Consider the following 22,773-nt stretch of genomic DNA (forward strand, 5'->3'; position numbering starts at 1 on the left):
GGAGATAGCAGATGGAGCGGACGCCGATGGACTCGTTGCCGAATTCGTCGACGATCACCCGGGGCCGCTTCACGATCGCCCCGGTGCCCAGCATGGCCGCCTGCGGCGGCACCAGGATGGGGGTGTCGAACAAGGCGCCCTGGCTGCCGATGTTAGTGATCGTGAAGGTGCCGCCGGACAGTTCGTCGGGCTTGAGGTCGCCCGACCGGGCGCGCGCGGCGATGTCGGCGATGGCCCGCGCCAGCCCGGCCAGCGACAGGTCGCCGGCGTTGTGGATGACGGGGGAGAGCAGCCCCTGATCGGTGTCGACGGCGAAGCCTAGATGCTCGGCGTCGTAGTAGGTGATCTCCTTGGTCTGCTCGTTGTAGCTGGCGTTGATGTTGGGGTGGATCTTCAGCGCATCGATCACCGCCCTGGCGATGAACGGCAGGAAGGTCAGGTTGACCCCCTCGCGCTCGGCGAACGCGGACTTCGCCCTGGCCCGCAGTCCGACGATCCGGGTCATGTCGACCTCGTGCGTCTGGGTGAGCTGGGCGGTGGCCTGCAGGGATTCCCGGGTCTTGTTCGCCGTGAGTTGGCGGATCCGGCTCGCCTTCTGCGTGGTGCCGCGCAGGTGCGCCAACGCCGGCGCCGGGGTGGGCGCGGCCGCCGGGGCGGGCTTGCCGTCGGCGGCGGGTGCCTGGCCCTGGGCCGCGGCGGGCGCCTGGGCCGGGGCGGGCGCCTTCTGGGCCTGCTGCTTCTTCTCCGCGGCGGCGAGCACGTCCTGCTTGCGGATGCGGCCACCGACTCCGGTGCCGGTGATCTCGGTCAGGTCGACGCCGTTCTCGGTGGCCAGCTTGCGCACCAGCGGGGTCACATACGGCGCACCGTCCGGGCCCGAGCCGCTGGGCTCGGCGGCCGGCTGCGCTTGCGCCGGTTGGGCTTTCGGCGCGGGCGCCGGCTGGGACACCGGCTGAGGTTCGGGCTTCGGCTCGGCCTTGGGCGCTTCGGGCTTGGGTGCTTCGGCCTTGGGTGCTTCGGGCGCCGGCTCGGGCTTGGGTTCCGGTTTGGGAGCCGGCGGGGGAGTGGGGGCGGACGCGGCCTCGGAGCCGGTGCCGATCCTCGCCAGCTCGCCGCCGACCGGCACGGTGGCGTCCTCCTCGGCGGTGATGCTGACCAGCACGCCGGCCACCGGTGAGGGGATCTCGGTGTCGACCTTGTCGGTCGACACCTCGACCAGCGCCTCGTCGACGCCGACCGAGTCGCCGACTTTCTTCAGCCAGCGGGTGACCGTGCCCTCGGTCACCGATTCGCCCAGCTCGGGCATCAGCACGGGGGTCGCGTCGCCGCCACCCGAACTCTGCGGCGCGCGTTCGGGTTCGGGCTGGGCGGGGGCGGCCGTCTCCGGCTCGGGCTCGGGCTGGGCCGGTGGGGCGGATTCGGCCTGCGGCTCGGGCTGGCTGGGCGCCTGCGGGGCCGCCTGCGAACCGCCGCCGTCGGACGAGTCGCCGATGACGGCCAGCTCGCCGCCCACCTCGACCGTGTCGTCCTCCTGGGCGACGATCTTGGTCAGGACACCCGCGGCGGGCGACGGGATTTCGGTGTCGACCTTGTCGGTGGACACCTCGACGAGGGGTTCGTCGAGTTCGACCGTGTCGCCTTCCTGCTTGAGCCAGCGGGTGACCGTCCCCTCGGTGACGCTCTCACCGAGTGCGGGCATCTGGACGGAGAAGGCCATCGTCTTTGACTCCTCGATCGCTCGTGGGTCGGGGTGGGTCGAACACATCGCTAGCCGCTGAAAAGTAGCTATCCAAAACTATCCTGTCACTGCGTCCGCGCCGGCACACATCCAGGGCGGACGTTCCCGGGACTTCCCGAACCCCCTTGCTACGGTGTGGCCACTGCAGTTGAGCGGGGAGGTCGAAGATGCCGGCAACACAATGGCTACCGCAGCATTTCGTCGACAGCGCCGACGGCGCGCGAATCGCTGTCTACGAAGAGGGGAATCCCGACGGCCCCACGGTCGTGCTGGTGCACGGCTTTCCCGACTCCCACGTGCTGTGGGACGGGGTCGTCCCTCTGCTGGCCGACCGGTTCCGCATCCTGCGATACGACAACCGCGGCGTCGGCCTGTCTTCGGCGCCCAAGCCGGTGTCGGCCTACACGATGGAGCGGTTCGCCGACGACTTCGCCGCCGTCACCGGCGAGCTCAGCCCCGGCCAGGCCGTGCATGTGCTGGCCCACGACTGGGGCTCGGTTGGAATCTGGGAATACCTGAAGCGGCCCGGTGCCGGTGACCGGGTGGCCACCTTCACGTCGGTGTCCGGCCCCAGCCAGGAGCAGTTGGTCGACTACATCTTCAGCGGCCTGCGGCAACCGTGGCGCCCGCGCCGGTTTGTGCGATCGGTCAGCCAGGCGCTGCGATTGAGCTACATGCTGTTCTTCTCGATCCCGGTGCTCGCGCCCCTGTTCCTGCGGCTGACGATGTCGATTCCCGCGCTGCGGCGCAACGCCGTGGACAACATCCCGGTCGAGCAGATCCACCACTCGCCGCAGCTGGCGCGCGACGCCGCCCGTTCGGTGAAGACCTATCCCGCCAACTACTTTCGCTCGTTCTCCGGCCGCGGGCAGGGCATCCGTGTCGTCGATGTGCCGGTGCAACTGATCGTCAACACCAGGGACAAGTACGTGCGGCCCTATGGCTACGACCACACGCCGCGGTTCGTGCCGAGGCTGTGGCGGCGCGACATCAGGGCCGGCCACTTCTCGCCGATGTCCCACCCGCAGGTGATGGCCGCCGCGGTGCACGAGTTCGCCGTTTGGGCCGAGGGCAAGCCGGCGAGCCGCGCGCTGCTGCGCGCCCAGGTCGGGCGTCCCCGCGGGGCCTTCGGCGACACCCTGGTGTCGGTCACCGGCGCCGGCAGCGGAATCGGACGCGAGACGGCGTTCGCCTTCGCGCGGGAGGGCGCCGAACTGGTCATCAGCGACATCGACGAAGCGGCCGTCAAGGCCACGGAAGCCGAGATCGCCACCCGCGGCGGCGTCGCCCACGCCTACGTGCTCGACGTGTCCGACGCCGATGCCGTGGAGGCGTTCGCCGAGCGGGTCAGCGCCGAGCACGGGGTCCCCGACATCGTCGTCAACAACGCCGGCATCGGACACGCGGGCGGATTCCTCGACACCCCGGCCGAGCAATTCGACCGGGTGCTCGACGTCAACCTGGGCGGCGTGGTCAACGGGTGCCGATCCTTCGCGCGGCGGCTGGTGGAGCGCGGCACCGGCGGCTACATCGTCAACGTCTCGTCGATGGCCGCCTACGCCCCGCTGCAGTCGCTGAACGCCTACTGCACGTCGAAGGCGGCGACCTACATGTTCTCCGACTGCCTGCGCGCCGAGCTCGACGCCGCCGACGTCGGGCTGACGACGATCTGCCCGGGGGTCATCGACACCAACATCATCAACACCACCCGCTTCGACGCGCCCGCCGGAAAGGGCGAACAGGTCGACGGTCGGCGGGGCCAGCTCGGCAAGATGTTCGCCCTGCGGCACTACGGACCCGAGAAGGTCGCGAACGCGATCCTGTCGTCGGTCCAGAAGAAGAAGCCGATCCGCCCGGTCGCGCCGGAAGCCTATGCGCTGTATGGCCTTTCGCGCCTGGCGCCGCAAGGGCTGCGGAACGCGGCGCGCCTGCGCGTGATCTGACCCGGGGGCTCAGGTTCCCGCTCGCGCCGCGCCCTGGCGGCCCGTCAACAGCGCGCCGGCGATCGCGAGCAGCCCGACGACCGCCAGCGGGATCGACCACGTGCGCCGACTGCCCACCGACGACTGGCACTGCGCCACATAGTCGGTGTGCGGGACGACCTGGTTGAGGATCGGGATGTTCGCCACGCTGTTGTTGTTGGCGCTTCTGGCCGCGGACAGGTCCGTGGCGACCGCGTTTCCGCACCCGATCGAATGGCCGTTGCCGTCGGAAATCGACACCGGCGCCAACAGCCCGATCACGCCGGCCAGCAGCAGCACGGCGCCCACGGCCAGGATCAACCGTCGCACTGTCACGATCTCGCCTTCCTTCGTACAGGTTTTCGACCCCGGGAGATTAGCCGCTGGACAGGGCCGGTAAACCCCGTATCCGCCGGATTCAGCGGCCCGTTGATGGGTATTCCGCCGCGGTAACCGAGAGGGGGAACCAGGTGCTGATTGCGACGCGGGACGTGGCCGCGCCTTGCGAGCGGGTGTGGGAAGTGCTGGCCCAAGGGTGGACCTACACCCAGTGGGTGGTGGGCAACAGCCGCATGCGGGCCGTCGATCCGAATTGGCCGGAGCCCGGGTCCTCGATCAGGCACTCGATCGGGATTTGGCCGTTGGTGATCAACGACGCGACCGTGGTGGAGGAGAGCGAGCCGCCGCACAAGCTGGTGCTGTGCGCCCGCCTGGGGCCGCTGGGCGCCGCGCGGATCACGATGCTGCTGCACGAGACACCGCAGGGTTGCCGGGTGGAGATGATCGAGGTGCCCGTCGAAGGCCCGATGGGGGCCGTCCCCGATTCCGTCGCGTTGGCCGCGGCCTATCCGCGCAACAAGGAGTGCCTCTGGCGGCTGGGGGCCCTGGCGGAGCGCAAGGTGCCCAGCCAGGTGCAATGAGCGTGCGGGACACCGCCGACGCCGTCGTCATCGGGGCGGGACACCACGGCCTGGTCGCCGCCTCGATGCTGGCCGACGCGGGCTGGGACGTGTTGGTGCTGGAAGCCCAGCCCGAACCCGGCGGCGCGGTTCGCAGCGCCGAGCTCACGCCGGGATACATCACCGACCTGTTCAGCTCGTACTACCCGATGACGGTGGCCTCGCCGGCGATCGCCGCCCTGGGCCTGGAGGATCACGGCCTGCGCTGGTCGCACGCCCCGGTGGTGCTGGCGCATCCGCGCAGCGCGGCGGACGACGACCCGCCCATCGTGTATCACGACCCGGCGCGCACCGCGGCGGAATTCGCCCGCCGGGTGCCCGCCGACGGCGAAAACTGGTGGCGCCTGGTTCATTTGTGGGAGCGGATCAAGGCGCCGCTGCTGGACGCCATGTTGGCGCCCTTCCCGCCCGTGCGCCCCCTGCTGCGGCTGCTGACCAGGCTCGGCACGTCGGACGCGCTCCGGGTGGCGCGCCTGCTGGTGCAGCCCGCCAACACCATGGCGAGTGAGCTGTTCGCCGGCGAAGCGCCGCGAGTGTTGTTGCTGGGCAACGCAATGCACGCCGACGTCCCGCCGGACGCGCCGATCAGCGGCGCCATGGGATTCCTGATGACGATGCTGGCCCAGGACTGCGGGTGGCCGGTGCCGGTCGGGGGCTCGGGGCAGTTGACGGCCGCCCTGGTCAACCGTGCCCGCTCCGCGGGCGCGCGAATCGAGTGCAACCAGAACGTGTCCCGCATCCAGGTGCGGGATGGCCGCGCGGTCGGGGTGATTACGGCCGAGGGGCGCACGGTCGCGGCGCGGCGGGCTATCGTCGCCGACGTGACGGCCCCGCGATTGTTCTGCGACATGCTGCCGCCGGATGCGTTGCCGCCCAAGCTGTTACGCGACCTCGAGCACTTCATCTGGGACCCACCGGTGGTGAAGGTCAACTACGCCGTGGGAGCGCCCGTTCCGTGGCGGGCGAAGAACCTGCAGGGCGTGGGCACCGTCCATCTGGGCGCCGACGGTGACGGGCTGGTCCGCTGGATGGCCGACCTGAACACCCGGGTGGTGCCCGAGCATCCCTTCATGTTGCTGGGCCAGACCACCACGGCCGATCCGACCAGGTCCCCGAACGGCACCGAAAGTGTCTGGGCCTACACGCATCTGCCGCGCAACGTGGCCGACGACGCGTCGGCCGATCGGCTCGCCGAGGCGGTGGACCGGGTGATCGAGGAACACGCGCCGGGTTTCGGTTCGGCGGTCGTGGACCGCTGCGTTCAGCGCCCGTCAGACCTGGAGGCCAGCGACGCCAACCTGCACATGGGTGCGCTCAACGGGGGCACGGCGCAACTGCAGCAGATGCTGATCTTTCGCCCGGCGCCCGGCATGGGCCGGGCCGAAACCCCGGTGCGGGGGCTGTATCTGGGCAGTGCGTCGGCCACCCCGGGCGGCTCGGTGCACGGCGCCTGCGGGCGCAACGCAGCCAACGCCGCGCTGGCGGCGGATGGCGCGACCGGCTGGCCGCGCCGGACGGTGCAGCGAGCCGTGTTCTCGGTGATGACGGGTAAGCGCTAGCCGTCGAACGTCACACTGGCGTGACGTTCGAGCGCCAGTGCCACCCTGGCGTGACGTTCGACGCGTCAGCTGAGGCGCTAGCCGTTTGCTAGCCCTTTTCGGCGATGTCCTCGAGCACCGCGAACATGGTGCGGGTCGGCACGCCGGTGCCGCCCTTGGGCGTGTATCCCCACGGGCCGCTGGTGTTGTACGCCGGGCCGGCCACATCGATGTGCGCCCAGCCGACGCCGTCGGCGACGAATTCGCGCAGGAACACCCCGGCCACCAGCATGCCGGCGAAGCGCTGGCCGCTGATGTTGGACAGGTCGGCCACCGTGGACTTCAGGTCGTCTTTGAGTTCGTCGGGCAGCGGCATCGGCCAGGCGTTCTCGCCCACCCGCTGCGAGATGGCGGCGACCCGGTCGCGGAACTCGTCGCTGCCCATCACCCCGGGGATCCGGGCGCCCAACGCCACCGTCTGGGCGCCGGTCAGCGTGGAGGTCTCGATCAGGTAGTCGGGGTTGTCCTCACACGCCCGCACGATGGCGTCGGCCAGGATGAGCCGGCCCTCGGCGTCGGTGTTCTGCACCTCGACGGTGATGCCGCCGTACTGCGTCAGCACGTCACCGGGCCGCTGCGCCGTGCCCGACGGCATGTTCTCGGCCATCGGCACGGTGGCGATCACGTCGATCGGCAACCGCAGCTGCGCGGCCAGCGCCACCGTGGCGATGACCGCGGCTGCGCCGCCCATGTCCGAGGTCATGTAGTGCATCGACGCCGCCGGCTTGATCGAGATGCCGCCGGTGTCGAACGTGATGCCCTTGCCGACGAGCGCGACCTTCTTCGCCTGCTTCGGCTTCTTGGCCAGCTTCGAGCCCCGGTGGGTCAGCCGCACCAGCCGCGGCGGCCGCGACGAACCCTGGCCGACGCCGATCACCCCGCCGTAGCCCGCCTTCTGCAGCGCCTTGTCGTCGAGCACCTCCACCTCGAGGCCCACCGACTCGCCCAAAGCCCTTGCGCGTCGGGCGAATTCGGCGGGAAAGAGGTGGCTCGGGGGTGTGTTGACGAAGTCGCGGGCGGTGGCGACCGCGGTCGCCACGGCGGCGCCGTGCGCGCTGGCCGCTTTGGCGTCCTTCGAGGCGGACAGCACGGTGATCTTGCGCAGCCCGTTGTCTTTCGGCGCGGTCTTGCCGCTGCGGAAGTCGGTGAACCGGTAGCTGCCCAGGATCAGGCCCTCGACGGCCGCCGAGCAGACGTCGGCGCTGAAGTCGCCGGGCAGCGTCACGAACACCGCCTCGGCGGTGCCCAGCGACCGCGCCGCCACGCCGGCCGCGCGCCGGACGGTGTCCGCGGGCCACTCGGGTCGCGGCTTGCCCAGGCCGATCGTCAGCACGCTGGACACCGGCAGCGACGGCACGACCAGGCGGTGGACCTGCTCGCTGCCGCCGGTGGCGTCCAGTGCGCGCAGCCCGGACTCGATTTCGGTGACCGCCTCGGCCGGCAGCAGCGATTCGCCCGGGGCCACCGTCGCCCCCGGTCTGTCCTCGTCGCCGGTCGAGACGACGGGCACGATCAACACCGAAGAGCCCGCCCCGCGTTTCGGCAGCGATGTGGCGACGTTGACGGAGGGGCTGTCGTAGCTCAAATCGGCGGTCACGGGCATTCACCCTAATCGCCGGAGGCCGAGCCGAGACCGGCGGCGTCCCGACCGTGCAGCTCGAAGGCGATCGTGGGGGTGTCAAAACCTTTGAGCTCGAAGGGACCCCGCGGCGTCGCCGGCCAGCCCGGCAAGCGTTCGTGCAGCGCCGAATCGGCCAGGATCTGGCACGGGGCCGCGGCCCCGACCAGACGCGCCGCGAGGTTGACGGGGCTGCCGAAGTAGTCCCCGTTGATCGCCAGGACGGAGCCGAAGGCCAGGCCGGCGCGCACCTGCAGGCCCTCCTCGCGCGCCCGCGGATGGTTGACCAGGTCCACCGCCGCCTTGGCGAGGCGTTCGGGCGACGCGCTCACCCACATCACCTCGTCGCCGATGAACTTCACCACCCGGCCGCCGTCGCGATGCACCACGTCCGCGACGGTGCCGGCGAACTCGTTGAGCAACGCCGAAAGCTGCGCGGGGGTGAGCGCGCGGGTGAGCACGGTGAAACCGGACAGGTCCGCGAAACCGATGCCGCACACCACGCTTGCCGAGGTGTCGCGCAGGACGCCCTCGAAGTGGGTTCGGGCGCCGGTCAGATGATGCCGGTGGACGACGTCGATCAGCGCCGAAATCCGGGGGACGAACTCCGCCACCGCGCGGTACGCCTGCGCCGTGGCGAGTTCGTCGTTGGTGTAGGTCATCTGGATGTCCGGCGTCCCGGCCCGGATGGCCGTGGACTCGGCCTCCGCGAGCCGGGCCATCGCCGCGCCGAGCACCCGCAGCAATCCGAACGCGCCGTCCTCACCCACCACCGTCTTCAGGCCGACCCAGGTCGCCAGCGCGTCGACGTCGGCCTGGCTCAGCACCGGAACGTCGGGGCCGGCCACGGTGAGGCCGAGCAAACCCCACGCGTGGGTGACCTCCTCGGCCGTCAGGCCGAGTTGTTCGGCCGCTGTCGCGATCGTGTGGACCGGGCGCCCCGACCATTGCAGCACGTCACCGGCGAGGCCGAACAGCCGCCCACGCTGTTCGGCTTCCACCATCTCGTCGACGGTGAAGCCGAGTTCGTCCAGGTACTTGATCAGGTCGGCCCGCTCGCGCGCGTTCGCGATCCCGGCGGCCTCCAGCGCCGCGAAGTCCGGGGAATCGACCACCCACCCAAGTGTGCCAGCACCCGCGATTAGGGTGAACCGTCGTGACCGATGACCTACAGCATGGCCCGTTGGAAGACCGCCACCGCGCGTTGGGGGCCAGTTTCGCCGAGTTCAGCGGCTGGCTCATGCCCGTGTCGTATGCCGGCACCGTCAGCGAGCACAACGCCACCCGCAACGCGGTCGGTCTGTTCGACGTCAGCCACCTCGGCAAGGCGTTGATCCGCGGGCCGGGCGCCGCCGAATTCGTCAACTCGACGCTCACCAACGACTTGCGCCGCATCGGCCCGGGCAAGGCCCAATACACCTTGTGCTGCAACGAATCCGGCGGTGTCATCGACGACTTGATCGCCTACTACGTCGGCGACGACGAGATCTTCCTGGTGCCAAACGCCGCCAACACCGCCGCGGTGGTCGAGGCGCTGCAGGCGGCGGCCCCGACAGGTCTGACGATCACCAACGAGCACCGCTCGTACGCGGTGCTGGCGGTGCAAGGCCCGCGCGCGGCGGACGTGCTCGGCGGGCTGGGGCTGCCGACCGACATGGACTACATGGGCTACGCCGACGCCTCCTACGAGGGGGTGCCGGTGCGGGTGTGCCGGACCGGATACACCGGGGAGCACGGCTACGAGCTGCTGCCGCCCTGGGAATCCGCGGCGGTGGTGTTCGACGCGCTGGCCGCGGCGGTCGGCGCCGCCGGCGGCGAGCCCGCCGGCCTGGGCGCCCGCGACACGCTGCGCACCGAGATGGGCTATCCGCTGCACGGGCACGAACTGGCGCTGGACATTTCGCCGCTGCAGGCCCGATGCGGCTGGGCGATCGGATGGAAGAAGGACGCGTTCTTCGGCCGGGACGCGCTGCTGGCCGAGAAGGCGGCCGGGCCGCGACGGCTGCTGCGCGGATTGCGGATGGTCGGCCGCGGTGTGCTGCGGCCCGGTCTGACGGTGCTCGCCGGCGAGGCGCCGGTCGGGGTCACCACCTCGGGAACCTTCTCCCCGACGCTGCAAGTCGGCATCGCGCTGGCGCTCATCGACGCCGGCGCCGAGGTCGAGGACGGCCAGCGGGTCACCGTCGACATTCGCGGGCGCGCCGCGGAGTGCGAAGTCGTGCGGCCGCCCTTCGTCGAAGCGAAGACCCGTTAGTGCCGCCGCTTCAGATGAAAAGCCCGGTCGCAGGCGGATATACAATCGCCCCATGACCAGCGGCTCCCTCGAGTTCACGGTTTCGCGTTCGGCCAACCCCGCGACCGACGCCGAACGTGGATCCATCCTGGCCGAGCCCGGTTTCGGCAAGCACTTCACCGACCACATGGTGTCGATCGACTACGACGACGAGCGGGGCTGGCACGACGCGCGGGTCATCCCGTACGGCCCGATCGAACTCGACCCCTCGGCGATCGTGCTGCACTACGCGCAGGAGATCTTCGAAGGGCTCAAGGCGTACCGCTGGGCGGACGACTCGATCGTGTCGTTCCGCGCCGAGGCCAACGCCGCGCGGTTGCGGTCGTCGGCGCGGCGCCTCGCGATGCCCGAACTGCCCGACGAACTGTTCATGGGCTCGCTGTGCCAGCTCATTGCCGTCGACAAGCCCTGGGTCCCCGCGGCCGGCGGCGAAGATGCCTTGTATCTGCGCCCATTCATGATCGCCACCGAGCCCGGATTGGGCGTGCGGCCATCCAAGCGGTATCGGTACCTGCTGATCGCGTCACCGGCCGGCGCCTACTTCAAGGGCGGCATCAACCCCGTCACCGTCTGGGTGTCGACGGACTACGTGCGAGCCAGCCCGGGCGGCACCGGCGCGGCGAAGTTCGGCGGCAACTACGCCGCCTCGCTGCTGGCGCAGGCCGAGGCCGCCGCCCACCAGTGCGACCAGGTGGTGTGGCTGGACGCCGTCGAACGGCGCTTCGTCGAGGAGATGGGCGGCATGAACATCTTCTTCGTGTTCGGCAGCGGCGGGTCGGCGCGGTTGGTCACCCCGGAGCTGTCCGGTTCGCTGTTGCCGGGGATCACCCGGGATTCGTTGCTGCAGTTGGCAATTGACGCCGGTTTCTCGGTCGAGGAACGCAAGATCGACATCGACGAATGGCAGAAGAAGGCCGCCGCCGGCGAGATCACCGAGGTGTTCGCGTGCGGTACCGCCGCCGTCATCACCCCGGTCTCGAAGGTGAAGTACGGCGACACCGACTTCACCGTCGCCGACGGCCAGCCGGGCGAGGTGACGATGGCGCTGCGCGACACGCTGACCGGGATCCAGCGCGGGACGTTCGCCGACACCCACGGCTGGATGGCGCGGCTGGGCTAGGCCCTCGCCGGGTCGTCGGCCGTGAAGTTGGTTTCACGTTCGGCCGCGAGCGTGAAGATACTTCACACTCGCCGGCGAGCCGGGCGCTCGCCCGCTAGAACCGCACCAGCCCGGCGAGCGCCACGGCGCTCACCGTCGTGGTCAGCTCGATCGCCGCGCCCAGCACGTCGCCGGTGATGCCGCCGAATCGGCGCACGCAATGCCGCACCAGCACCGCGCCGCAGACCAGGCCCGCCAGCACCGCCACCGGCCCCTGCCACGCCCGCGGTCCGGCCGCCAGCGCGGCGACCAGCAGCGCGGCGACCCAGCCGGCCGCGACGGCCACCGGCTGGCTGCCCGCGACCCGCGCGCCCAGCGCGCTGCCCGCGGCCGCGGGCACCGACCGTCGGCTGGCCACCACCGCGGCCACCCGGCCGGCGGCGACCGCCACGGCGATGCCGGTGAGCCCCGGCCTGCCCGCCGCCCCGAGCGCCGCGAACGCCAGCCCCTGCAGCGTGACCGTCAAGGCGACGGCCGCCGCGCCGAACGGGCCGGTCGACCCGTCGCGCATCACCGCCAGGGCGCGCTCGGGCGGCCCGTAACAGCCCAACCCGTCGGCGGTGTCGGCGACACCATCGATGTGCAGGCCGCGGGTCGCCAACAGCAGCGCCGCGACCGCGAGCAGGCCCGAGAGCGCAGAGGACGGCCCGAAGGCGTGAGCCCCGCCCCACGTCACCGCGGCGGCGAGCGCACCAAGGCCTGCGCCAACCACGGGCAGCGCCGTCATGGCGCCGCGGCCCATCGCGGCACCGCGCGAACGGGGGACGGGCAGGACCGTGCCGAACGCGAAAGCCGTTGCCAGCGAACGCATCACGGCGGGGGAGCGGCCCGATCGGACACGCCGGCCTGGGTGAACGTGGCCATCGACGACAGCGTCGCCACCGCGGCGCGCAGCACCGGCAGCGCCAGCGCCGCGCCGCTGCCCTCGCCCAACCGCATCCGCAGGTCCAGGATCGGCTCGAGGCCGAGCTCGGTCAGCGCCAGCGCATGACCGGGCTCGGTGGACCGATGGCCGGCCTGCCACCACAGCCGGGCGTTGGGCGCCAGCCGCTCGGCCACCAGGGCGGCGGCCGTCACCGCCATCCCGTCGAGCAGCAGCGGGGTGCGCCGCACCGCGGCCTGCGCGCAGAAGCCCGCCATCGCGGCAAGGTCGGCGCCGCCCCCGCAGCGCAGCAACGCCACCGGGTCCGGCAGCACGCGCGACGTCCGGAACAGGGCGTCGCGCACCGCGGCCGTCTTGCGCGCCCAGCCGGCGTCGTCGATCCCGGTGCCGAAGCCCACCACCGCGACCGGCTCCGCGTTCGTCAGCGCCGCCACCAATACCGCGGCCGGGGTGGTGTTCCCGATGCCCATGTCCCCGGCGATCAGCAGGTCGGCCCCGGCGTCGACCTCCTCGTCGGCGATGGCCCGGCCCGCGGCGATCGCGGCGAGGGTCTCGGCTTCGGACAACGCGTCCTCGACGGCGATGTCGCCGCTGCCGCGCCGCACCTTGTGGGCGCCGATCCGGTCCGCCGGTGCGTCACCGTCAACCGCCAGGTCCGCGACGCGCACGGTCGCGCCGGCGAGGTCGGCCAGCACATTGATGGCCGCGCCGCCGGCCTCGAAGTTGGCGACCATCTGCGCGGTCACCTCCGGCGGGTAGGCCGACACCCCGGACCGCGCCACACCGTGGTCACCCGCGAACACCACCACCCGGGCGCGTTCGAATTGCCTTGGTGGGCAATGCCCTTGGCACGACGCGATCCACACCGACAGGTCTTCGAGGCGTCCCAGCGCCCCCCGCGGCTTGGTCAGTTCGTCCTGGCGGGCGCGGGCGGCGGCGGCGACGCCCGAGTCGGGCGGCGACACCGGGGCGAACTCCATCACGTCACCGACGGCTTGATCGGCACCGCCTGCCCGGCGACCACCAGCACCACCCGGTCGCAGAGCTCGGCGACGCGCTGGTTGAGGCTGCCCAATTCGTCGGCGAACCGGCGCCCGGACGCGGTGGGCGGCACGACGGTCAGCCCGACCTCGGGGCTGACCAGCACCAGCGTGGAGTTGAAGGCGCCGACGGCGGCGAGCATGGCTTCGATGGGCGCCGCGACCGACCCGCCGTCCCACCCGTGGTGGCGGTCCAGCGTGCCGGTGAGCCAGGAGCCCAGGTCGTCGACGAGGGTCGGGGTGTCCGGCGCCGCGCGCAATTGGCCTGCGATGTCGCCGGTTTCGACCGTCGACCAATGGCCGGGCCGGCGGCCGCGGTGCTCGGCGACGCGGTCCGCCCAGCCCGCATCGTCGTCGCCGGCCGGGCCGGGGGCCAGATAACAAACCGGACGGCCCGCCGGCAGCGTCGCGGCGATGGCGTCCTCGGCCCACCGGGATTTGCCCGATCGGATCCCGCCGAGCACCAGCGTGCGCGCCGCGCTCAGGCGGGCCTACTTGACATCGGCGCCGCGCTTGACTTGGGGCCGCGGGGTCCGCAGCCGTCGCATCTGCGAGGCCCGGCTGGCGGCGTACAGGCCCAGCTTCCAACGGCTTTCGGTGTTGTCCGGGAACTTCGCGTCCACCAGCTTGCTCACCCTGCGGCCCAGCAGCAGCCCGTCGACCAGCATCACCGCCATCAGCAGCAGCATCGCCGGGGAGACGTAGAGCTGCAGCTGCGGGGTGGTGAACAGGGCGAACATCAAGAACAACGTCGCCGGCATGAACAGGCCCAGCAGGTTGCGCCGGGCGTCCACCACGTCGCGCACGTAGCGCCGGACCGGGCCCTTGTCGCGCGGCAGCAGGTATGCCTCGTCGCCGGCCATCATGCGCTCCCGGCGATCGGTCATCTTGGCGCGGTTGGCGGCCCGGTCGGCCCTGCGCTCTTCGCGGCTGAGCTTGGGACCGGCCATCGATTTGCGGCGGGCCCGCGCCTCGGACGCGGTCATTGGTGCGGGCGCGACCGGACCCTTCCGCGCGGTGCGCCGCGCCTCGTTGCGCTTCGGCGTGGGCCGGCCCTTGGGGCTCGTCCCACGCCCGCCACGCGACGTCGTCTCGGGGGCGCCGCCGGCATCGAGCGCGGCAGCGCCCTCGTCAAGGTCCTCGTCCTGGCCCTTCTTACGGCCCATCAACTTCACAGAGGCCAGGTTACTTCGCGAATGAGCCGCCCCGGAATTGGCTTGGAATGCCTTGCTATTAGACCTGCGTCAGCGCCTCGGTTGGCCCTACTCTTACCAGTGATGAACGGCTGCCTGTGATGGACGACGGCACCATGGCCTCGGATGATGCTGCTTTGGGCCTCGCTCCCGGCCGTCTGCAGCTGCCGGCCATGCTCGTCCTGGTCGCCCCCGATTGTTACGGCGACAGCATGACGGCCGTGGAGGCCGCCGCGGCCATTGCGACGGGGTGGACCCGATGCCGGCCGGGCGATCGGTTCATCGTCGCCCCGCAGTCCGACGGCGGCCCCGGATTCGTCGAGGTGCTCGCCAGCCGGCTGGGCAAGGCCCGGCGGCTGCGGGTGTCCGGTCCGCTGTCCACCATGGTCGAGGCCGCGTGGGTGTTCGACCCCGCCACGACGACCGCCTATCTGGAATGCGCGCAGGCGTGCGGCCTGGCCCTACTGGGCGGTCCGCCCACCCCGGAGACGGCGATGGCGGCCCACAGCAGGGGAGTGGGGCAGCTGATCGCCGAGGCGCTGCGGGCCGGGGCGACGCGCATCGTGGTCGGGCTGGGCGGCAGCGCCTGCACCGACGGCGGGCAGGGCATGATCGCCGAACTCGGCGGCCTGGACTCCGCCCGTCGCCAGCTGGCCAACGTGGAGCTCATCGCCGCCTCCGACACCGAATACCCGCTGCTCGGGCCCTGGGGTGCGGCCAGGGTCTTCGGCCCGCAGAAGGGCGCGGACACGGTCACCGTCGCCGCGTTGGAGGTCCGCCTGCAGGCGTGGGCGCTGATCCTGGAAGCGGTCGCCGGCCGCGACGTGAGCTCCGAACCGGGCGCGGCCGCGGCCGGCGGCATCGGCGCCGGGCTGCTGGCGCTGGGCGGCCGGTGCGAGTCGGGCGCGGCGATCATCGCCCATCACACCCGCCTGGCCGACGACCTGGACATGGCGGAGCTGATCGTCACCGGGGAGGGCCGGTTCGACGAGCAGTCGCTGCACGGCAAGGTGGTGGGCTATCTCGCCGACGCCGCCCGGCCGCGGGGAGTGCCGGTGATCGTGCTGGCCGGCCAGGTGGGACTGGACAACGCCACGGTCCGGTCGGCGGGCATCATGGCCGCCCTTTCCATCGCCGAGCACGCCGGCTCGGTGCGGCTGGCGCAGGCCGACGCGGCCAATCAGCTCATGGGTCTGGCATCCGTCGTGGCCTCGCGACTCGGGAATAGCGGTCCTGCAAGGTACCGTTGAGCTAGTGGACTTTCTCGGGCCCAGCCTGAAGACCCAGCCAACGAGAGGCATGTAGGAGAAGCAATGACGGTGCAAAACGAGTCGAACGCCAAGACGCACGGCGTGATCCTGACCGAGGCCGCCGCCACCAAGGCAAAGTCCCTGCTCGACCAGGAGGGGCGGGACGACCTGGCGTTGCGGATCGCGGTCCAGCCTGGCGGGTGCGCAGGCCTGCGCTACAACCTCTTCTTCGACGACCGGACGCTCGACGGCGACCTGACCGCGGACTTCGGCGGCGTGACGTTGACGGTCGACCGGATGAGCGCGCCGTACGTGGAGGGCGCGTCCATCGACTTCGTCGACACCATCGAGAAGCAGGGCTTCACGATCGACAACCCCAACGCCACCGGGTCCTGCGCCTGCGGCGACTCGTTCAACTGACCGGGTAACGCCCGCTCAGTACGAGCCGCCGGTGCGCAGCACGTACGAGCACACCATGATCTGGCCCCGCTGGAACAGCAGCTGGGCGACGCCCTGCAGTTCACCGCGCATCGGGCCCCCCGCCGCGGGCGACGCCTTCATCGTGAACAGCGCCTGGGCCTGGTACTGCGACAGGTAGACGATCTTGTCGATCGAGGTCACCTCGACCTCGGAGAACTGCTTGCGGAACGCGTCGCTGCTCAACTTGGCCAGCGCCTGGTCGGACCGTTTGTCGCGGACGCCGTCGTACATGCCGCACAGCGCGTTGCGTTCGATCTCCTCGATGTCGCGGTGATCCAAGGCGTCCAGATACCCCTGGATCGCCGTCTTGGCGGCGCCCTCGGAGAACGTGGCGCCGGTGTTGGCCCCGTTGGTGCGCACGCCGTAGACGATCGCCACGGTCAGGGCCGCCACCAGGGCCACGGCCAACAGCAGGCCGATGATCAACCGCCGCTTGGACCGCCGCTGCGGGTAGGGCATCGGCGGCGGTGCCTGCCCGGCATAATCGGCGGGGGCCGCGCCACCGGCGCGGGGGTCGTCGGGAAACTCGAGCGGCTGAGACTCCGCTGGCTCGGGTCCGCTGCCGCCGACGGTGTGGTTCGGCGAGTGCGGACCTGCCATCGTGGTCTCCTACGGTGGTAGACGGGACGTATCGACGGGCTGGGTGCGGTATACCCCGACCGAGCATCGTGTCCCGGCGACTTGAGCGAGTTCCCTAGGGAGGCTAGCGCACCGCTTCGCGCCGACGGTGGACACAGCAACGGTCCAGGCGCGTGCGTAAGCTAGATAACCTTACTAACGAAGGGCGGAGACATTCGTGACGATCGCGGTGACAGGTTCGATTGCGACCGACAATTTGATGCGGTTCCCCGGCAAGTTTTCCGAACACCTGCTGGCTGAGCATCTGCAGAAGGTATCGCTCAGTTTTCTGGTCGACGACCTGGTGATCCACCGCGGCGGCGTGGCGGGCAACATCGCCTACGCCATCGGCGTGCTCGGCGGTGACGTGGCGCTGGTCGGCGCGGCCGGCGACGACTTCGACGACTACCGGCACTGGCTGCAGTCGCACAACGTCAACTGCGACAACGTGCTCATCTCGAAGACGGCGCACACCGCGCGCTTCACCTGCACCACCGACGAGGACATGGCCCAGATCGCGTCGTTCTACCCCGGCGCGATGTCGGAGGCCCGCAACATCAAGCTCGCCGACGTGGTGTCGTCCATCGGCGAGCCGGACCTGGTGATCATCGGGGCGAACGACCCTGACGCGATGGTGGTGCACACCGAGGAGTGCCGCAAGCTGGGCCTGGCCTTCGCCGCCGACCCGTCCCAGCAGCTGCCCCGCCTGTCCGGTGACGAGATCGACAAGCTCGTCGACGGGGCCGCCTACCTGTTCACCAACGACTACGAGTGGGAGCTGCTGCTCAACAAGACCGGCTGGTCGGAAGCCGACGTGCAGGGCAAGGTCGGGCTGCGGGTGACCACGCTGGGACCCAAGGGCGTCGACATCGTCGAGCCCGACGGCACGACGACCCACGTCGACGTGGTGCCCGAAACCAGCCAGACCGACCCCACCGGCGTCGGCGACGCGTTCCGCGCGGGCTTCCTCACCGGACGCAGCGCCGGCCTGAGCCTGGAACGCTCCGCGCAGCTGGGTTCGCTGGTCGCCGTGCTGGTGCTGGAATCCACCGGAACGCAGAACTGGGACTGGAACCGCGAGACCGCGGTGAGCCGGTTGGCGGGCGCCTACGGCGACGACGCGGCCAACGAGATCGCCGCGGTGCTGGCCTGAACCTGGCCGCCTAATCGAGTGTGCGCTCTTGGCTTCGCGCGTGCGCTGAGGGCGCGAAATTCGAGAAATCTCCGCCCAGGACGCACGCTCGAAGCCCTCATCGCACGCTCTTCGTAAAGCCGACGGCCTCAGAGCTGGAGGGGATGCGGCGGGGGCAGAACCCTCAGAGCTGGACGGGGTAGACCGGCTCGCTGATCTGCGGCACCACGCTGTGTTCGACGAAGATCGCGTGCCAGAGCATGAAGATCAGCAGCGTCCACAGCCGGCGGCTGTGATCGCTGACGCCGTTGCGGTGCTCGTCGAGCATGCGCCCTACGGCCGGCAGGTCGACGAGGTGACCGGCCTGCGAGGACGCCACCAACCCGTAGGCCCAGTCCAGCAATTCGCCCGCGCGCAACCAATGCCGGATCGGCACCGGGAACCCGAGCTTGGGCCGGTGCAGCACGTGCGCGGGAACGATGGGCTCAAGCGCCCGCCGCAGCGCGTACTTGGTGGTGGTGCGGGTGATCTTGGCCTCGACGGGCAGCCGCGAGGCGACGGCGAACACCTCGGGATCCAGGAACGGCACCCGCAGCTCCAGCGAGTTGGCCATCGTCATCTTGTCCGCCTTGACCAGGATGTCGCCGCGCAGCCAGGTGAACAGGTCGATGTGCTGCATGCGCGCCACCGGGTCCCAGCCCTTCGACTGTGCGTACACCGAAGCGGTGACGTCGGTGTGGGTCCATTCCTCGCGGAAGCCGGGCAGCACGTCGCGCAGCTGGGCGTCGGAGAAGCTGCGGGCGTTGCCGTAATAGCGCTCCTCGAGGGTCAGCGAGCCGCGGTGCAGCAGGCTCTTGCCCCGCATCCCCTCCGGCAGCGGCTTGGACACCTTGCCCATCGACCGCCGCAGCGGCCGCGGCAGGTAGTCGAACGGCTTGAGCGACAACGGTTCCCGGTAGATCGTGTAGCCGCCGAACAGTTCGTCGGCCCCCTCCCCGGACAGCACCACCTTGACGTGCTTGCGGGCCTCACGGGCGACGAAGAACAGCGGCACCAGCGCGGGGTCGGCCACCGGTTCGTCGAGATACCAGACGATTTCGGGCAGGGCCGCGACGAATTCGTCCGGGTGCACCACCTTTGCGATGTGGCGGGCGCCGATCGCCTCGGCGGAGGCCACCGCGACGTCGATCTCGGAGAAACCCTCCCGCTCGAAACCGGTGGTGAAGGTGATCAGCTTGGGGTTGTGCCGGATGGCCAGCGCCGCGATCGCGGTGGAGTCGATGCCGCCGGACAGAAACGCCCCGACGGTGACGTCGGCGCGCATGTGCTTGGCCACCGAGTCCTCGAGCACCGCGGTGATCTCGTCGTAGCGGACCTGTTCGGTGTCCCGGCTCATCGGCACCGCGGCGAACCTCGGCACGAAATAGCGGGTGACCTCCGGCGGCCGCCCGGCCGTGATCCGCGCGTAGCAGCCCGATTCGAGCCGGCGCACCCCGCGGTGCAGCGTCTCGGGCTCGGGCACGTACTGCAGCACGGTGTAGTGCTGCACGGCCCGCCGATCGATCCCGGTGTCGAACCCGACCAGTTCGGCGAGGTCCAGCAGGCATTTCTTCTCACTGGCCACCGCGGTGCCCCCGGCGCCGGTCGCCATGAAGAGCGGCTTGATGCCGAATGGGTCTCGGGCGCAGAACAATTCGAGCGTGGCGGTGTCCCACAGGGCGAAGGCGAACATGCCGCGTAGCCGGGTGAGCACGTCGGCGCCCCAGTAGTGGTATCCGGCGACGATGGCCTCGGCGTCGCCGTCGGTGGCGAAGGCGGCGCCGTGCGCGGTGGCCAGCTCGTCGCGCAGCTCGAGGTAGTTGTAGATCTCGCCGTTGAACACCAGCACGTAGCGGTCGGGCGCCTCCGGCGGACCCCACCGCAGCGGCTGGTGCGAATGCGCGATGTCGATGATCGACAGCCGGTTGAAGCCGAACACGACGGCCCCGTCGGCGCCCGGGTCGGTCCAGGTGCCCGGCTCGTCGGGGCCGCGGTGGCGCATCAGATGCGACGCGCGGGCGATCGCACCGTCGGCCCGGGCGGCGGCGTCGGCGCCGGCACCGTCCGGGGCGGCGACAAACGCCAGCAGACCACACACGGCGCCCCAGTATGCCGCACTCCGGGCACGCCCGTGGCGGTCGCACCCGGCACGTCGTGCGGGGCCGGTGGGCCGGGGTTTCGTCGCTCGGGTCAGCGGCGTGGTCTACGCTGCGTAGTATTCGATATCCGAGCAGGAGGCGCCAACGTGACACCTCGCGAGCAGGCCCGTTCGCAACGTTTGTCGCAGGGCAGGTTTGACAGCCTTTCTGGCCGCCGTTCCGGGGGCGTTCGGCGGGGTCGGTCCCGTCGTCTGCGGCCGCTGGCGCTGGCCGCGACGTTCGGCGTGTTGGCGGTCACCCTGAGCGGATGCAGCTGGTCGGACGTGCTGGGCCTCGGCTGGCCCAAGGGCATCACCCCGCAGGCCCAGATCAACCGCGAGCTGTGGGTCGGGGCGACGATCGCCTCTCTGGTCGTCGGGGTGATCGTGTGGGGCTTGATCTTCTGGGCGTCGGCCTTCCACCGCAAGAAGGCCACCGACACCGAGCTGCCGCGCCAGTTCGGCTACAACATGCCGCTGGAGCTGGTGCTCACGGTGACGCCGTTCCTGATCATCTCGGTGCTGTTCTACTTCACGGTCGTGGTGCAGGAGAAGATGCTGCACGTCGACAAGGACCCGGAGGTGGTGGTCGACGTCACCGCCTTCCAGTGGAACTGGAAGTTCGGCTACCAGCGCGTCGACTTCAAGGACGGCACGCTGACCTACGACGGTGTCGATCAGGCGCGCAAGAACGCGATGGTCTCCAAGCCCGAGGGCAAGGACGCGCACGGTGAGGAGCTCGTCGGACCGGTCCGCGGGCTCAACACCTCGGACCGCACCTACCTGAACTTCGACAAGGTCGAGATCCTGGGCACCAGCGACGAGATCCCGGTGCTGGTGTTGCCGACCGGCAAGCGCATTCAGTTCCGGTTGGCCTCGGCCGACGTCATCCACACGTTCTGGGTGCCCGAGTTCCTGTTCAAGCGCGACGTGATCCCCAACGCCGAGGCGAACAACTCGGTGAACGTCTTCCAGGTGGACGACATCAGCAAGGCCGGGGCTTTCGTCGGGCACTGCGCCGAGTTCTGTGGCACGTATCACTCGATGATGAACTTCGAGGTTCGGGTGGTGCCGCCCAACGACTTCAAGGCTTACCTGCAGCAGCGGATCGACGGTAAGAGCAACGCGCAGGCATTGCAGGCGATCGGTCAGGCGCCGCTCGCGGTGACCACCCACCCGTTCGACACCAAGCGCGGTCAGTTGGCCGGAAGCCAGTAGGTTAGGACACCAAATGCATATTGAAGCCAGGCTTTTCGAATTCGTCGCCGGGTTTTTCATTTTGGTTGCGGTGCTTTATGGCGTGCTGACAGCGCTTTTCGCCACCGGTGGCGAGGAGTGGGCCGGCACGACCGCGCTGGCGCTGACCGGTGGCCTGGCGTTGATCGTGGCCACCTTCTTCCGGTTCGTGGCGCGTCGCATCGACACCCGGCCCGAGGACTACGAAGGCGCCGAGATCAGCGACGGAGCAGGTGAATTGGGCTTCTTCAGCCCGCACAGCTGGTGGCCGATCCTGATCGCGTTGTCGGCATCGGTTTCCGCTGTCGGTATCGCGTTGTGGCTGCCGTGGCTGATCGCCGCGGGCGTGATGTTCGTCCTCGCGTCGGTCGCGGGATTGGTCTTCGAGTACTACGTCGGTCCCGAGAAGCACTGATTCGTATCCATAAAGGTCACAATCAGATCACGTGATCTGTGGCCGCTTCGCCAAGACTTCTTTGCCCCCCTGCGTTCGGTAGTGTTTTGCCCAGGCAATTGACAATTTTTCAAGCGCGCGCGCAACGGTATGGCCGCGGGGCCCCGCGCGCTGGTGAGGCAGTCGGACAGGGCAGGCAGAGATGAGTGGGCCGAAACCCCCGGAATGGGAACCTGAGGAACCCGATTCCGTGAACGAGGCTCCCCACCAACCGGATTCCGCCGACGAGCCCGCGAACGCCCACGAAGCCACGGCGGACGACGAGCTCGAACCGTTCGACGACGGCGCCGAGCCGGAGGCCGACCAGACGGGCCAGACCGACGCCTATTCCCGGGCCTATTCGGCCCCGGAGTCCGAGCACTTCATCAGCGGGCCCTACCTGCCGGCCGACCTCAGGCTCTACGACTACGACACCTTCGACGAGTCGGACGAGGCGGAGGACGAACACGCCGCCCCGCGCTGGCCGTGGGTGGTCGGGGTCGCCGCGATAGTGGCCGCAATCGCGCTCGTGGTGTCGGTGTCGCTGCTGTTCGCGCGCACCGACACCACCAAGCTGGCCAACCCCAACACCACCACGTCCGGCGAAATGGTGTCGTCGCCGCGGCGGTACGCCGAATACCTGCTGACCATCAGCAGCTCGTCTGCGGTGCGTCGTTGGTGTTCGACGAGAGGACCGTTCCGTCGCTCGTCGTGATCGAGCAGTTGAGCCGGCTGACCCGGAAGAGGCTGGACGCCTCGACGGAGCCCACGTCGGACTGCGAGATCGGCGTGACCGTCATCGACCACGGGATGTACACGTTGTGCTGCGTACGCCGCCGCCCGGACGCGTCGACGTAGGTCACCGAGATGATGTCCCCGGGCGCCTTGGTGCCGGTGACCGAGTAGGTCACCTGCCGCGGGCCGGCCGGGGTGAACTGGTCCGGATGGGAACGGAAACGTCAGCACGTGATGACCGTCATCGGGGCCGACGTACGCGGTCAGAAAG

The 22,773-nt window shown here is 70.2% G+C and carries 21 protein-coding genes and 1 pseudogene; 11 read left to right on the top strand and 11 right to left on the bottom strand.

Annotated elements, in window-relative coordinates:
- Positions 1-1,717: 2-oxoglutarate dehydrogenase, E2 component, dihydrolipoamide succinyltransferase (gene sucB, locus A5704_RS14435; RefSeq protein ID WP_067889562.1), on the bottom strand; the 1,717-nt coding region annotated here is incomplete at its 3' end.
- Between the two features lie 188 nt (positions 1,718-1,905).
- Between sucB and A5704_RS14440 the strand changes: the two genes are divergently transcribed.
- A complete protein-coding gene (locus A5704_RS14440) occupies positions 1,906-3,681 on the top strand; it encodes an SDR family oxidoreductase (protein ID WP_067782288.1) in 1,776 nt (591 codons plus the stop codon).
- A 9-nt stretch (positions 3,682-3,690) separates the two neighbouring features.
- Here the strand turns inward: A5704_RS14440 and A5704_RS14445 are convergent, their stop codons facing one another.
- A complete protein-coding gene (locus tag A5704_RS14445) occupies positions 3,691-4,035 on the bottom strand; it encodes an aminopeptidase (RefSeq protein ID WP_067782291.1) in 345 nt (114 codons plus the stop codon).
- Positions 4,036-4,169: 134 nt separating this feature from the next.
- Here A5704_RS14445 and A5704_RS14450 point away from each other — a divergent pair, with 134 nt between their 5' ends.
- Together A5704_RS14450 and A5704_RS14455 are read left to right on the top strand one after the other, a co-directional pair.
- Positions 4,170-4,619: an SRPBCC domain-containing protein gene (locus A5704_RS14450; RefSeq protein ID WP_067749735.1), complete on the top strand. Its 450-nt coding sequence runs from the start codon at positions 4,170-4,172 to the stop codon at positions 4,617-4,619.
- Positions 4,616-6,217: an NAD(P)/FAD-dependent oxidoreductase gene (locus A5704_RS14455; RefSeq protein WP_067782293.1), complete on the top strand. Its 1,602-nt coding sequence runs from the start codon at positions 4,616-4,618 to the stop codon at positions 6,215-6,217. Before A5704_RS14450 ends, A5704_RS14455 begins: the two co-directional genes overlap by 4 nt.
- An 88-nt stretch (positions 6,218-6,305) precedes the next feature.
- Here the strand turns inward: A5704_RS14455 and A5704_RS14460 are convergent, their stop codons facing one another.
- A complete protein-coding gene (locus A5704_RS14460) occupies positions 6,306-7,859 on the bottom strand; it encodes a leucyl aminopeptidase (protein WP_067782296.1) in 1,554 nt (517 codons plus the stop codon).
- A gap of 5 nt (positions 7,860-7,864) precedes the next feature.
- The gene (locus A5704_RS14465) at positions 7,865-8,989 is read right to left on the bottom strand and encodes an adenylate/guanylate cyclase domain-containing protein (RefSeq protein ID WP_067889565.1); all 1,125 of its coding nucleotides are present in this window, start codon (positions 8,987-8,989) and stop codon (positions 7,865-7,867) included.
- 41 nt (positions 8,990-9,030) lie between these two features.
- Between A5704_RS14465 and gcvT the strand changes: the two genes are divergently transcribed.
- Together gcvT and A5704_RS14475 are read left to right on the top strand one after the other, a co-directional pair.
- Positions 9,031-10,128, top strand: coding sequence for a glycine cleavage system aminomethyltransferase GcvT (gene gcvT, locus A5704_RS14470; RefSeq protein ID WP_067749720.1), 1,098 nt, complete (start codon positions 9,031-9,033; stop codon positions 10,126-10,128).
- 52 nt (positions 10,129-10,180) lie between these two features.
- Complete coding sequence (locus A5704_RS14475; protein ID WP_067749722.1) at positions 10,181-11,287, top strand: branched-chain amino acid aminotransferase; 1,107 nt, start codon at positions 10,181-10,183, stop codon at positions 11,285-11,287.
- Between the two features lie 94 nt (positions 11,288-11,381).
- Here the strand turns inward: A5704_RS14475 and A5704_RS14480 are convergent, their stop codons facing one another.
- Genes A5704_RS14480 through A5704_RS14495 form a run of 4 tightly spaced genes read right to left on the bottom strand, consistent with a single transcriptional unit; the run spans position 11,382 to position 14,424 of the window.
- Positions 11,382-12,140: an adenosylcobinamide-GDP ribazoletransferase gene (locus A5704_RS14480; RefSeq protein WP_067749724.1), complete on the bottom strand. Its 759-nt coding sequence runs from the start codon at positions 12,138-12,140 to the stop codon at positions 11,382-11,384.
- The gene (gene cobT, locus A5704_RS14485; RefSeq protein WP_156736722.1) at positions 12,137-13,192 is read right to left on the bottom strand and encodes a nicotinate-nucleotide--dimethylbenzimidazole phosphoribosyltransferase; all 1,056 of its coding nucleotides are present in this window, start codon (positions 13,190-13,192) and stop codon (positions 12,137-12,139) included. The genes A5704_RS14480 and cobT overlap by 4 nt, the downstream gene beginning before the upstream one ends.
- The gene (locus A5704_RS14490; protein WP_067782302.1) at positions 13,189-13,734 is read right to left on the bottom strand and encodes a bifunctional adenosylcobinamide kinase/adenosylcobinamide-phosphate guanylyltransferase; all 546 of its coding nucleotides are present in this window, start codon (positions 13,732-13,734) and stop codon (positions 13,189-13,191) included. Before A5704_RS14490 ends, cobT begins: the two co-directional genes overlap by 4 nt.
- Positions 13,735-13,740: 6 nt before the next feature.
- Positions 13,741-14,424, bottom strand: coding sequence for a DUF3043 domain-containing protein (locus A5704_RS14495; RefSeq protein WP_067749729.1), 684 nt, complete (start codon positions 14,422-14,424; stop codon positions 13,741-13,743).
- A 191-nt stretch (positions 14,425-14,615) separates the two neighbouring features.
- Between A5704_RS14495 and A5704_RS14500 the strand changes: the two genes are divergently transcribed.
- Together A5704_RS14500 and A5704_RS14505 are read left to right on the top strand one after the other, a co-directional pair.
- On the top strand, positions 14,616-15,692 hold the full coding sequence (locus tag A5704_RS14500) for a glycerate kinase (protein ID WP_067749737.1): 1,077 nt from the start codon (positions 14,616-14,618) through the stop codon (positions 15,690-15,692).
- A gap of 63 nt (positions 15,693-15,755) precedes the next feature.
- A complete protein-coding gene (locus A5704_RS14505; RefSeq protein WP_067281389.1) occupies positions 15,756-16,112 on the top strand; it encodes an iron-sulfur cluster assembly accessory protein in 357 nt (118 codons plus the stop codon).
- Positions 16,113-16,127: 15 nt separating this feature from the next.
- Here A5704_RS14505 and A5704_RS14510 read toward each other — a convergent pair whose 3' ends face one another.
- Positions 16,128-16,772: a hypothetical protein gene (locus A5704_RS14510; RefSeq protein WP_067782305.1), complete on the bottom strand. Its 645-nt coding sequence runs from the start codon at positions 16,770-16,772 to the stop codon at positions 16,128-16,130.
- 196 nt (positions 16,773-16,968) lie between these two features.
- On the opposite strand from A5704_RS14510, the gene A5704_RS14515 reads away from it, so the two are divergent.
- On the top strand, positions 16,969-17,943 hold the full coding sequence (locus A5704_RS14515) for a carbohydrate kinase family protein (protein ID WP_067749733.1): 975 nt from the start codon (positions 16,969-16,971) through the stop codon (positions 17,941-17,943).
- Positions 17,944-18,106: 163 nt separating this feature from the next.
- Here A5704_RS14515 and asnB read toward each other — a convergent pair whose 3' ends face one another.
- Positions 18,107-20,059: an asparagine synthase (glutamine-hydrolyzing) gene (gene asnB, locus A5704_RS14520; protein ID WP_067782308.1), complete on the bottom strand. Its 1,953-nt coding sequence runs from the start codon at positions 20,057-20,059 to the stop codon at positions 18,107-18,109.
- Positions 20,060-20,206: 147 nt separating this feature from the next.
- Between asnB and A5704_RS14525 the strand changes: the two genes are divergently transcribed.
- The 3 genes from A5704_RS14525 (at position 20,207) to A5704_RS14535 (ending at position 22,482) form a co-directional block, all read left to right on the top strand.
- A complete protein-coding gene (locus A5704_RS14525; protein WP_082950223.1) occupies positions 20,207-21,316 on the top strand; it encodes a cytochrome c oxidase subunit II in 1,110 nt (369 codons plus the stop codon).
- A gap of 13 nt (positions 21,317-21,329) precedes the next feature.
- A complete protein-coding gene (locus A5704_RS14530) occupies positions 21,330-21,749 on the top strand; it encodes a cytochrome c oxidase subunit 4 (protein WP_067758493.1) in 420 nt (139 codons plus the stop codon).
- A 229-nt stretch (positions 21,750-21,978) separates the two neighbouring features.
- Positions 21,979-22,482, top strand: coding sequence for a hypothetical protein (locus A5704_RS14535; protein WP_369828459.1), 504 nt, complete (start codon positions 21,979-21,981; stop codon positions 22,480-22,482).
- Here the strand turns inward: A5704_RS14535 and A5704_RS27720 are convergent.
- A pseudogene (locus A5704_RS27720) lies at positions 22,418-22,711 on the bottom strand (MmpS family transport accessory protein); the annotation flags it as partial. The gene A5704_RS14535 and the pseudogene A5704_RS27720 sit on opposite strands and share 65 nt — an antisense overlap.
- Positions 22,712-22,773 lie beyond the last annotated feature (62 nt).

It is taken from the genome of Mycobacterium sp. E735 (assembly GCF_001666955.1).
Lineage (GTDB): Bacteria > Actinomycetota > Actinomycetes > Mycobacteriales > Mycobacteriaceae > Mycobacterium.

What these genes read in the sequence shown, in the direction of transcription:
- A5704_RS14440 (WP_067782288.1), top strand. Translation starts at nt 1,906, where the DNA reads ATGCCGGCAACACAATGGCTACCGCAGCATTTCGTCGACAGCGCCGAC.
- A5704_RS14455 (WP_067782293.1), top strand. Translation starts at nt 4,616, where the DNA reads ATGAGCGTGCGGGACACCGCCGACGCCGTCGTCATCGGGGCGGGACAC.
- A5704_RS14460 (WP_067782296.1), bottom strand. Translation starts at nt 7,859, where the DNA reads ATGCCCGTGACCGCCGATTTGAGCTACGACAGCCCCTCCGTCAACGTC.
- A5704_RS14475 (WP_067749722.1), top strand. Translation starts at nt 10,181, where the DNA reads ATGACCAGCGGCTCCCTCGAGTTCACGGTTTCGCGTTCGGCCAACCCC.
- A5704_RS14500 (WP_067749737.1), top strand. Translation starts at nt 14,616, where the DNA reads ATGCTCGTCCTGGTCGCCCCCGATTGTTACGGCGACAGCATGACGGCC.
- A5704_RS14505 (WP_067281389.1), top strand. Translation starts at nt 15,756, where the DNA reads ATGACGGTGCAAAACGAGTCGAACGCCAAGACGCACGGCGTGATCCTG.
- A5704_RS14510 (WP_067782305.1), bottom strand. Translation starts at nt 16,772, where the DNA reads ATGGCAGGTCCGCACTCGCCGAACCACACCGTCGGCGGCAGCGGACCC.
- A5704_RS14530 (WP_067758493.1), top strand. Translation starts at nt 21,330, where the DNA reads ATGCATATTGAAGCCAGGCTTTTCGAATTCGTCGCCGGGTTTTTCATT.